The 10,641-nt window shown below is 75.8% G+C and carries 8 protein-coding genes; 5 read left to right on the plus strand and 3 right to left on the minus strand.

What is annotated here, in order from left to right:
- Positions 1–1,112: hypothetical protein (locus E1293_RS38990; RefSeq protein ID WP_132203832.1), on the plus strand; the 1,112-nt coding region annotated here is incomplete at its 5' end.
- A 789-nt stretch (positions 1,113–1,901) separates the two neighbouring features.
- Here the strand turns inward: E1293_RS38990 and E1293_RS50340 are convergent.
- Positions 1,902–2,426 (minus strand): pyridoxamine 5'-phosphate oxidase family protein, encoded by a 525-nt coding sequence (locus E1293_RS50340; RefSeq protein WP_132203834.1) that lies wholly within the window; start codon positions 2,424–2,426, stop codon positions 1,902–1,904.
- 86 nt (positions 2,427–2,512) lie between these two features.
- Here E1293_RS50340 and E1293_RS39000 point away from each other — a divergent pair, with 86 nt between their 5' ends.
- Entirely contained in the window at positions 2,513–2,983 is a 471-nt protein-coding gene (locus E1293_RS39000; protein WP_132203836.1) for a PPOX class F420-dependent oxidoreductase, read from the plus strand.
- 46 nt (positions 2,984–3,029) lie between these two features.
- Here E1293_RS39000 and E1293_RS50570 read toward each other — a convergent pair whose 3' ends face one another.
- Positions 3,030–6,902 (minus strand): ATP-binding cassette domain-containing protein, encoded by a 3,873-nt coding sequence (locus tag E1293_RS50570; protein WP_132203838.1) that lies wholly within the window; start codon positions 6,900–6,902, stop codon positions 3,030–3,032.
- Between the two features lie 62 nt (positions 6,903–6,964).
- Here E1293_RS50570 and E1293_RS39010 point away from each other — a divergent pair, with 62 nt between their 5' ends.
- Together E1293_RS39010 and E1293_RS39015 are read left to right on the plus strand one after the other, a co-directional pair.
- Positions 6,965–7,918, plus strand: a complete 954-nt coding sequence (locus tag E1293_RS39010; RefSeq protein ID WP_132203840.1) for a helix-turn-helix transcriptional regulator — start codon at positions 6,965–6,967, stop codon at positions 7,916–7,918.
- Positions 7,919–8,009: 91 nt separating this feature from the next.
- On the plus strand, positions 8,010–8,381 hold the full coding sequence (locus E1293_RS39015; RefSeq protein WP_132203842.1) for a VOC family protein: 372 nt from the start codon (positions 8,010–8,012) through the stop codon (positions 8,379–8,381).
- A gap of 3 nt (positions 8,382–8,384) precedes the next feature.
- Here the strand turns inward: E1293_RS39015 and E1293_RS39020 are convergent, their stop codons facing one another.
- Positions 8,385–9,773: a cytochrome P450 gene (locus E1293_RS39020; protein WP_243717216.1), complete on the minus strand. Its 1,389-nt coding sequence runs from the start codon at positions 9,771–9,773 to the stop codon at positions 8,385–8,387.
- Between the two features lie 60 nt (positions 9,774–9,833).
- On the opposite strand from E1293_RS39020, the gene E1293_RS39025 reads away from it, so the two are divergent.
- Entirely contained in the window at positions 9,834–10,610 is a 777-nt protein-coding gene (locus E1293_RS39025; RefSeq protein ID WP_165978589.1) for an IclR family transcriptional regulator, read from the plus strand.
- The last annotated feature ends 31 nt before the right edge of the window (positions 10,611–10,641 follow it).

Here is a 10,641-nt window from a genome sequence, read left to right on the forward strand (position 1 = left end):
CCCCCGCCCTCACCACCGCGGGACGCGCCCTGGCGCTGGCCGCGTCCGCCCTCGTCGTCGCCGTCGCGTTCGCCGGGCCGCCCGCCGACGACGCCAACCTCGCGCCCTGGGCGCTGTTCGTGACGTTCTGGGTCGGGCTCGTCCCCGCCGGCGTCCTACTCGGGCCCGTGTGGCGGCGCGTCAACCCGCTGCGGACCCTGCACACCGCCCTGTGCCGCCTCACCCGCACACCGGCCGCGGGCCGGCGGGCGCTCCCGCCCCGGCTCGGGTACTGGCCCGCCGCCGGCTGGCTCACCGGGTTCGTGTGGCTGGAACTGGTCGCGCCGCACCGGTCCGACCCGCGCGTCGTCGGCACCCTCATCGTCGCCTACGCGGCCGCCAACCTCGCCCTGGCCTGGTGGTTCGGCCGCGACTGGTTCACCCGCGGCGACGGGTTCGAGGCCTACTCCAGCCTGCTCGCCCGGATCTGCCCGCTCGGGCGCCGCGGCGACGGGACGCTCGTCCTGCGCACCCCCCTGACCGGCCTCATGGCGGACGGCCCCGACCCCGGCCTCACCGCCACCGCGTGCGTGCTGATCGGCTCCACCGGGTTCGACGGCATCACCCGCACCACTTACTGGCGCGACAACGTCGACCCGGCCAGCATCCCCGCCGGAACCTTGGGGCTCGCCGCCGCCATCGGCTCAGTCACCGTCCTGTACGTCGCGGCGCTGCGGCTCAGCGCCCGCCTGACCGGCCAGGACCCGGCCGCGCTGCCCGGACGGTTCGCCGCCGCCCTGCTCCCGATCGCCCTCGGCTACACCGTCGCGCACTACTTCTCCTTCCTCGTCCTGGAAGGGCAGACGACCTTCATCCTCGCCAGCGACCCGTTCGGTACCGGGCTGAACCTGCTCGGCTCCACCGGCAACCGCGTCGACTACGACCTCGCCGGACCCGCCCTCACCGCGCAGGTCCAGGTCAACGCCATCGTCCTCGGGCACATCGCCGGCACCATCACCGCCCACGACCTCGCCCTGCGCGCCCCCGGCCGGGCCCTGCGCGGACAGCTCCCCGTCGCCGCCGCCATGGTCGCCCTCACCTGCGCCGGCCTGTTCGCCCTGCTGAGCGGCTGACCGCTTGCGCCGCTCCACCTCCTTGGCCGCCACCCCCGCCGCGATCAGGACCGGCACCACGAACTTCGCCGCCGCCACGACCGCGCCCGCCCACGCCGGCGCCGACACGTCCGGCAGATCCGGCAGATCCGGCAGATCCGGCCACGGGACGTCCGGCCAGGGAATGTCGCCCCACGGCGGCGACGGCGGATCGATGTCGGGGATGCGCACGTCCGGGCGCGGGACCCTGTCGAGCAGGACCTTCACCAGCGCGCCCAGCCCCAGCAGCGGGAACAGCACCTTCGCCGTTGCCGCCGCTACATGCCGCGAGGCGTACAGGGCGGGATGCGCCCGCGCGAGCGCCTCCCGCCTCGCCGCCCGCGTCCCCGCGGGCGCCTCGAACGCCACCGGCTCCCCGGCGCCGTCTGCGTCGTCGTCCCCGCCAGGGTCGGGCGGCCGCAGCTCGCACCGCGCGGCCTGGCCGTCGACCAGGCCGAGGACGTCGAACACGACCGCCACCGTCATCTCCCCGAAGGGCAGCGCGGCCCTCGGGAACCCCGTCGCCTCCCCGGCGCGGCCGCCGTCGACGTAAAGGCGCGCGACATGGTCCCAGCCCGCGCGTCCCGTCTCGACCTCCAGCCGGCGGCCGTCGTGGACGAGCGTCCAGCGGCCCGCGGGCGTGCCGTTCAGCGAAATTCCCCCTGCCATGCCCACCAGTCTCACCAGCGGACACGGCCGGGCCAACGCCCGAACGGCCACCGCCCGTAGACCAAAGTCGGCACGCCCCCGGCCGATCGCCACCGGCCGCCGTCAGCGGGTGAAACGCCACCGCATCGCGCCGTACGGCTCCACCGTGCCCACCGCGAACACCGTGTGGAAGGTGAACCGGTAGAGGTACCAGGGCGGCCGGCCGGCGCTCTGCGCACTGTAGGGCGCGGTGAACGCGTCGCCGTCCACCCGCGCCGGCCAGCCGCCCTCCCGGTACCCGGCCGCGACCGGCTCCAGGACGGCCGGATCGGTGACCCGCTCCAGGTCGCCCTCCAGCACCACGTCCGCGACCGGCGTCCGCACCGAGATGGTGCCCGCCGGGTTCTCCGCCATGTTCCGCGACTTGCGCGTGCCGGGGCCGCTGACCACGTAAAGGTCGCCGCCGTACCACAGCGCGCCGACGCCCGCCGAGTGCGGGCGGCCGTCCGGCCGCACCGTGCCGAGGAACACCGGCGTCTCCGCCTTCGGCAGCGCCGCCGTCAGCGCGTCCCGGACGGTGCCCCACGCCAGCCGTCCGCCGCCGTAGATGTCGAGGTCGCGGGCCTCGGCGGGTTCACGTTCGCTCATCTCGCCCTCCTGGAATCGGGATTTGAACGGGTAGACGGCGCGGCGCGCGGGAACTCATCGGCGGCCGGTTCCCTAATGTTGCGGGCATGGCTCCTTCCATCGCCACCGCGAACCGCGTCGACCGCTCCGAGCTGCTGGAGTTCCTGCGTCCCCGCCACCATGCCGTCCTGTCCACCGTCCGCTCCGACGGGCGCCCCCAGATGTCGCCGGTGACCTGCGGCGTCGACGACGGCGGACGCATCGTGATCTCCACCTACCCCGAACGCGCCAAGGCCCGCAACGCCCGCCGCGACGCCCGCGTGTCGGTGTGCGTGCTGTCCGACGAGTTCAACGGCCCCTACGTGCAGGCCGACGGGACCGCCGAGGTCATCGACATGCCCGACGCCGCCGACGCGCTCGTCGGCTACTACCGCTGCATCGCCGGGGAGCACCCCGACTGGGACGAGTACCGGGAGGCGATGCGCCGCCAGGACAAGTCCCTGATCCGCGTCACCATCGAGCAGTGGGGGCCGATCGCGACCGGCGGGTTCCCCGCCCGGCTCGTCCCCGACAACTAGGCCGGCGGCAGCCGGATGGGCGGCGGCCGGATAAGCGGCGGCCAGGTCAGCGGGCCTGGAGGCGGTAGGCGCCGGTCGCGCAGCCGGCGACCCGCCAGCCGCCCGGCACCCGCACCGCGCGCAGCGACGCCACGCCGGACGCGGTGAGGTCCGGGCGGGCCGTGCCCGGCACCCACACGTCCAGCCGGCAGCTCCCCGAAGACCCGGCCGTGCCGGCCAGCGACAGCCGCCGCGGCGACGACGACGCCGACAGCGCGGTCAGCCGCCCGGGCGCGGCCCGCGGGAACGGGCGCGACAGCGGCCCGGTGAACGCGGCCGGGCGGCCCAGCGGCGTCCCGTCCGGGCAGCGGAGCCGGTTCAGGCCGCCGGCCGTCGTGGCGCCGCCGTCGCCGATGCTGTGCGGGTCCCCGCACGCCTGCCGCCACACCCACCACGCGCCGCCCGCCCGGTTCGCGTCCTCGGCCGCCGCGTACCGGGCGACCCGCGGACCGTCCGAGGCCGGGTCGCCGAACCAGCCCCACTCGCCCGGCCACAGCGCCGCCCCGTAGTGGCCGGCGGCGGCGCGGGCCAGCGCGAACCCCCGCTCGATCGAGATGAGCGTCCCCGACGGGTCCAGCGCGATCGACTCGTTGTACAGGTGCGGGGAGAACACGAGGCGGTCGTCGCGGACCGCCTCCCGGGACGGCAGCGCGTCCGCGCCGAGCGCCGACCACAGCGCCGACGGCTCGACGACCATCAGCCGCGGCGGGCCGCCCGCGGCGCGCTCCGCCGTCCTGATCGCCGCGATCGCCCGGCCGTAGAACCGGCCGAGCTGCGGGTCGCCGGGCAGCCGCAGCCCCGGGTTGGGCTCGTTGAGCAGGTCGTATCCGGCGACGGCGGGCTCGTCGGCGAACGCCGCCGCCAGCCGCGCCCACGTGCGCACCAGATGCGCCTGCACGCCGCCGGCGTCGTCGTAGAAGTTCTGGAACGCCTGCGCGACCGCCGGGGACGCCTCCCGGACACCGCCCAGCGTGCAGGTGGTCAGGCCGCCCGTGAGCGTCGCCCACGCGGGCGCTCCGTCCCAGCCGCGCGCCCGGTCCAGCAACGGCGGGCAGGACGTTCCCGGCGGGGTGCCGACCGCCTTGCCCCACGCGTCCTGATGCATGTCCAGCACCGTGTACATGCCGTGGTCGGCGGCGTCGCGCACCGCCTTCCCGATCCGCGCGACATAGCCGGTGTCGAACGCGCCGGGACGCGGCTCCAGCGCCGACCACGACAGGTTCAGCCGGACGACGTCGAACCCCAGCGACGCCATCTGCGCGAAGTCGTCCCGCGTCAGCGGCACCACCGTGGGCAGCGCCGGGTCGTTCGCGGCGTAGTCGGCGAGCTGGTTGACGTTGGCGCCGCGCAGCAGCACCGTCCGGCCGCCGGCGTCGACGATGTCCCCGTGCGCCACCCGCAGTGGGGACGGCTCCCAGGCGGGCGGGGCGGCCCGCGCGGGGACGGGGGCCGCCAGCGACACGGTGGCAGCGGCGGCCAGGACGGCGGCGGTCAGGAGGGCGGCGGACGTGCGGGGGCGCAGTGCCATGATCGGATCCTTCCCGTCCGGAGATCGGATCCGGGTCGCCGGCGTTACACGCCCGCGGCCTCCCCGGCGAGGCCGCGGCAGGAACCGCGCCGTGACCGACGAACCGGCGTCCAGCAGCCCGGCCGGAGTGCCGGCGAACACGACCTCGCCGCCGTGCCGGCCGCCGCCCGGGCCGAGGTCGATCACCCAGTCCGCGTGCCCGACGACGTGCAGGTCGTGCTCGACGACGATGACGGTGGCGCCGCCGTCGACGAGGCGGTCCAGCAGGGCCAGCAGCGCGCCGACATCGGACATGTGCAGGCCCGTCGTCGGCTCGTCCAGCACGTAGACCGTCCCGGTGCGGTGCAGCCGCGCCGCCAGCTTGAGGCGCTGCCGCTCGCCGCCCGACAGCGACCCGAGCGGCCGCCCGAGCGCCAGGTACCCGAGGCCCGCCTCGGCGAGGGCGCGCAGCCGCACGGCGATCCCGCGCTCGGCCGGCCCGGCGGGATCGCGGAAGAACGCCAGGGCCTCCTCGGCCGTCATCGCCAGCACGTCCACGATCGTGCGGCCCCGCAGCGTGTGCGCCAGGACCTCCGCCCGGTACCGGCCGCCGCCGCACTCCCCGCACGTGGTCGTGACGGGGTCCATGAACGCCAGGTCGGTCACGATGACGCCGTTGCCGTCGCACTCCGGGCAGGCGCCCTTGGAGTTGTGGCTGAACAGCGCCGGATCGGCGCCGGTCGCCCGCGCGAACAGGCGCCGCAGCGGGTCCATGATCCCGATGAACGTGGCGGGGCTGGACCGGCGGGACGCCGCGATCGCCGACTGGTCCACCACCACCGCGTCCGGCCGGCCGGACACCAGCTCCGCGACCAGGGTGCTCTTGCCCGACCCCGCCACACCCGACACCACCGTGAGGACGCCCGTGGGGAACCGCGCGGTCACGTCCTTGAGGTTGTTGGCGCGGGCGCCGGCGACCGTCAGCCACCCGGACGGCTCCCGGAACACGGCCTTGACCGGCGCGGCCCGGCGCAGCGCACGGCCGGTCGGGGTGGCGGCGCCGCGCAGCCGCCCGACCGTCCCGGTGAACACCACCTCGCCGCCGTGCACGCCCGCACCCGGCCCCATGTCGATCACATGGTCGGCGGCGCCGATGACGGCCGGGTCGTGCTCGACGACCAGCACGGTGTTGCCCTTGTCGCGCAGCCGCAGCAGCAGCGCGTTCAGCCGGTCGACGTCGCGGGCGTGCATGCCGGCGCTGGGCTCGTCGAAGATGTAGGTCATCCCGGCCAGGCTGGACCCCAGGTGCCGGACGACCTTGAGCCGCTGCGCCTCCCCGCCCGACAGCGTCCGGGTCGCGCGGTCCAGGGTGAGGTAGGACAGGCCGATGTCGGCCAGCCGCCGCAGCCGCGCGATGGCCGCGTCCGCGACGCGCGCCGCGACCGGGTCGGTGATCTCGCCGAGCGCGGCGACCAGGTCGCCGGTCTCCATCCGGTGCAGGTCGGCGATGTTGTGGCCGCCGATGGTGCGGCCGCCGATCCGGGACGCCAGCGCCGCCGCGTTGAGCCGCGCGCCGCCGCAGGCCGGGCAGGTCTCCTCGCGGACGACGCGGCGGGCCGCGTCCCGCGCCTTCGCCGGCAGGGACGCGATGTCGCGCCGGACGTAGAGGCGGTGGAACCGCTCCAGCATGCCCTCGTAGGCGTTGTGGCCCATCGACCCGGTCCGGTTCAGGCGCGGCACCCGGAAACCCTTGCCGTGCAGCAGCAGGTCCCACTCGTCCGGGGTGAAGTCGCGCAGCGGCTTGTCCGGGTCGAACAGGCCCGACTCGGCGTACAGCTGCCACACGAACGTGCCGGGGCCGAACGGCGGGAAGTTCACCGCGCCCTCGTTCAGCGACCGCCCGGTGTCGAGGAACCGGTCCAGGTCGACGCGGGCGACGTGCCCGAGGCCGTCGCACTCGGGGCACATGCCGCGCGGGTCGTTGAAGGAGTACGCGGCGGCCTCCCCGGCGCTGGGCGTCCCGTGCCTGGAGAACAGCACCCGCAGGACGGGGGAGATGTCGGTGATCGTGCCGACCGTGGAGCGGGCGTTCCCGCCGATCGGCCGCTGGTCGACGACGACGGCGGGGGTCAGGCGGTCGATGACGTCGGCGTCCGGGCGCTCCCGCTTGGGCATCCGGTCGCGGGCGAACCAGCTGAGCGTCTCGCCCAGCTGCCGCTGCGACTCGGCCGCGAGCGTCCCGAACACGATCGACGACTTGCCCGACCCGGACACGCCCGTGAACACGACCAGGCGGTTCTTCGGGATGCGCAGCGACACGTCCTTGAGGTTGTTGGTCCTGGCCCCGGTGATGACGATGTGGTCCCCGTTCATGCCCGCCACGCTAAACACCAATGAGGTCAGGACCTGGCCTCCTTCACCCGCATACTGGGGCCATGTCGTCCGAACGCCTCCTGCGGCTGCTGTCCCTGCTGCAGGCCCGCCGCGAGTGGAGCGGGCCCGAGCTGTGCGAGCGCCTGGGCGTCAGCCCGCGCACCGTCCGCCGCGACGTCGAGCGCCTGCGCGGCCTCGGCTACCCCGTCCACGCCACCCTCGGCGCGGCCGGCGGCTACGGGCTGGAGGCCGGCGCGGCGATGCCGCCGCTGCTGCTGGACGACGAGGAGGCCGTCGCGATCGCCGTCGGGCTGCGCGCGGCGACCGGGGGAGCGGTCGAGGGCATCGGGGAGGCGTCCGTGCGCGCCCTGGCCAAGCTGGAGCAGGTCCTGCCCGCCCGGCTGCGGCGCCGCGTCACCGCCCTGCACGCCGCCACGACCCCGCTGACCGGGCCGCCCGCCGGGCCGTCCGCCGACCCGGAGACCCTCACCGTGCTGGCCGCCGCGTGCCGCGACCGCGAACGCGTCCGCTTCGCCTACCGCGACGCCGGCGACGGGGACACCCGCCGCCTCACCGAGCCATACGGGCTGGTGTCGGCCGGGCGCCGCTGGTACCTGGTCGCGTTCGACGCCGGCCGCGAGGACTGGCGGACGTTCCGCGTCGACCGCGTGTCGTCCCCGGCGCCGACCGGGGTGCGGTTCCCGCCGCGCGAGCTCCCCGCCGACGACGCCGCCGCCTTCGTCACCCGCTCGCTGGCGCGGTCGCGTCCGCTGCGGCGCGCGGTGCTGCTCGTGCACGCCCCGGCGCACGAGCTGGCCGACCGGTTCCGGGTGACCGGCGCCGAGGTCGAGCCGGTCGACGACCGCAGCTGCGTCCTGCGCACCGCCCCCGACTCGCTGGAGTGGACGGCGCTGCGCATCGCCTACCTCGACATCGCCTTCGAGGTCCGCGAGCCGGCCGAGCTGCGCGAGCGCCTGGCCGCGATGGCCGCCCGCCTGTCGCGCGCCGCCGGCTAGACCCGCATGCCGTCAGTCCGCGTACCTGACAGAAGGTGGCAGGTACGGCTGGCAGCCTTGGGGTCGTACCGATCAACGGAGGAGCACATACATGTCCGGTTTCGCGGAGTTCATCGCCGTCAACATCGACTGCCCGGAGCCGCCGGCCCTCGCGGCGTTCTACGCGGCGGTCACCGGCGGCGAGGTCACCTACGACACCCCCGAGGCCGCCGCGGTCAAGCTGCCGAGCGGCCTGGACGTCTACTTCCAGGGCGTCACCGGCCACCAGGCCCCGACCTGGCCGGAAGGGGACCGGCCCCAGCAGTCCCACCTCGACTTCTACGTCGACGACCTCGACAAGGCCGAGGCGGCCGTCACCGGCCTCGGCGGCGGGAGGCCGGACTTCCAGCCCGGCGGGGACCGGTGGCGCGTCCTCACCGACCCTGCCGGGCACCCCTTCTGCGTCTGCCTGCGGCAGAGCTGACGGTCACAGGACCCGGACGGGCAGACCGCCGCGCGGCCGCATCGCGGTCACGCTCGTCGGGGTCGCGGCGGTGGAGACCAGCCGCAGCCGGGTGCGGCGCAGCAGGCACGCCAGCATCGTCTTGATCTCCACGGTCGCCAGCGTCGAGCCGATGCAGCGGTGCGGGCCGCCGCCGAACGGCAGGAACGTCGACGGCGTGGCGGGGCGGTACAGCTCGCAGGACGGGTCCCACCGCTCCGGGCGGAACCGTCCCGCCTGCGGCCACACCTCCGGCATCCGGTGGGTGACGAACGGGGAGTAGAACACCATCGCGCCCGCCGGGATCCGGTGCCCGGCGTAGGTGAAGTCCTCGACCGGGACGCGGGCGCTGAGCACGGCGGGCGGGAACAGCCGCAGCGTCTCGTTCACCACCCCGTCCAGGTAGGTGAGCGCGGGCAGGTCGGCGGCCTGCACGGGGCGGTCGCCGACCACCTCGGCGACCTCCCGGCGTGCCCGCTCGGCGGCGTCCGGATGCGCCAGCAGCGCGTGCACCGCCCATGCCATCGCGGCGCTGGTGGTGTCGTAGCCGGCCGAGATGAGGCTGATGACCTGGTCCTGCAGCTCCTGGCGGGTCAGGCCCGTCCCGTCCTCGTCGCGGGCGGCCAGCAGCATCGCCAGGACGTCGTCGTGCTCGCCGCCCTCGGCCAGGCGCCGCTCGGCCTCCTCGTCCACCCGCCGGGCGACCTGGGCGCGGGACGCGGCGACGCGCCGCATGTAGGGGTTGGGGAAGGACCGCAGCATCATCTGCAGCACGAAGTTGCGGTCGATGGCGGCCAGCGCCACCTGCAGCCGCCCCCCGATCACCTCGCTGTCGGCGGCGAGCCGGTCGCCGAACAGCACCTCGACGGTGCTGCGCCGGATCACCGCCCGCAGCTCGGCGTAGGCGTCCAGGGTCCGGCCGGGCGCCCACGCCTCCAGCGCCGCGTCGGTGTTGGCGGCGATCCGCGCCACGTACCCGGCGACGCGCCGGTGGTGGAACGCCGGCTGGACCAGCCGGCGGCGCCGCCGGTGGTCGGCGCCGTCGCTGACGATCAGCGCGGTCTCGCCGTTCACCGGCACCAGCAGGTCGAACGCCTCCCGCCACCGGAACAGGCCGGAGTTGGCGAACACGAACGCGTTGGCTCCGGGGCCGAACAGGTGCACGAACGGTCTGCGGCGCGTCCCGACCGAGGCGACCGTGCCCGCCTCGGCGTACAGGCGCAGCAGGCTCGCGCACGGGTTCCGCGCGAACCCGATCCCGTGCCGGACGGTCAGCGACGGCGACGGGCGCGCCGCCCTCCCGCGGCTCCGTGACCGACTGCTGGACGGGCCGCTGGAGGAACGCGCCGCGCGTACCGGAGTGTCGGGTGCCACGCGCCCACTATCGCACGCCCCGCCGGGAGGCCCGTCCCGCGCGGTGGGAGGATGGGACGCGTGACGGACGACCGAGCGGAAGGGACACAGCACCCGAAACCGGGCACGCAGACGGTGGACCGGTCGGTGGCGGTCCTGCGCTCGTTCGAGGGCGCCGCCCGGCAGACCCCGACCGAGATCGCGCACCGGCTCGGGCTGTCGGTCAGCACCGCGCACCGCATCGTGCACGCCCTGCACGCCACCGGGATGCTGGCGCGGGACCCGGCGTCCGAGCGGTACTTCCTCGGCCCCACCACCGCGATCCTCGGCCGCCTGGCGCTGGAGCGGATGGGCGCCACCCTGCTGCAGCCCGAGCTGACCGCGCTGCGCGACGGGACGGGCGAGGCGGTCAGCCTCGGCGTGCGGGCCGGCGACGAGGTCGCGGTCATGCTGCACCTGCCCTCGCTGCACCCGCTGCGCTACGACCAGCCGCCCGGCGACCGCAACCCCATCCACACCTGCGCGATGGGCAAGGCGCTGCTGGCCTACGGCGACGGCCCCGTCGCGATGCGCGAGCCGTACCTGCGCTACACCCCCGCCACCCTCACCACCCGCACGGAACTGGACGCCGACCTGGCACGCGTCCGCGACCGCGGCTTCTCCGTCAACGACGAGGAGCGGCTGGCCGGGGTCCGCGCGGTCGCCGCCCCGGTCCGCGACGGCGGCGGGCGCGTGTTCGCGGCCGTGGCGCTGCAGGGCCCCTCGGTGCGGTTCGGCGACGACCGGCTGCCCGGCCTGGCCGAGGCCGTCCTGGCCGCCGCCGGCCGCCTCACCGACCTGCACCGCCACCTGTCCTAACCCGGGCCGGGGCCGGGCGCGAGGCCGGGGG

Source organism: Actinomadura darangshiensis, from assembly GCF_004349235.1.
Lineage (GTDB): Bacteria > Actinomycetota > Actinomycetes > Streptosporangiales > Streptosporangiaceae > Spirillospora > Spirillospora darangshiensis.

Coding starts and splice junctions, on each gene's coding strand:
- E1293_RS50340 (WP_132203834.1), bottom strand. CDS start 2,426: ATGAGCGAACGTGAACCCGCCGAGGCCCGCGACCTCGACATCTACGGC.
- E1293_RS50570 (WP_132203838.1), bottom strand. CDS start 6,902: ATGAACGGGGACCACATCGTCATCACCGGGGCCAGGACCAACAACCTC.
- E1293_RS39000 (WP_132203836.1), top strand. CDS start 2,513: ATGGCTCCTTCCATCGCCACCGCGAACCGCGTCGACCGCTCCGAGCTG.
- E1293_RS39015 (WP_132203842.1), top strand. CDS start 8,010: ATGTCCGGTTTCGCGGAGTTCATCGCCGTCAACATCGACTGCCCGGAG.
- E1293_RS39010 (WP_132203840.1), top strand. CDS start 6,965: ATGTCGTCCGAACGCCTCCTGCGGCTGCTGTCCCTGCTGCAGGCCCGC.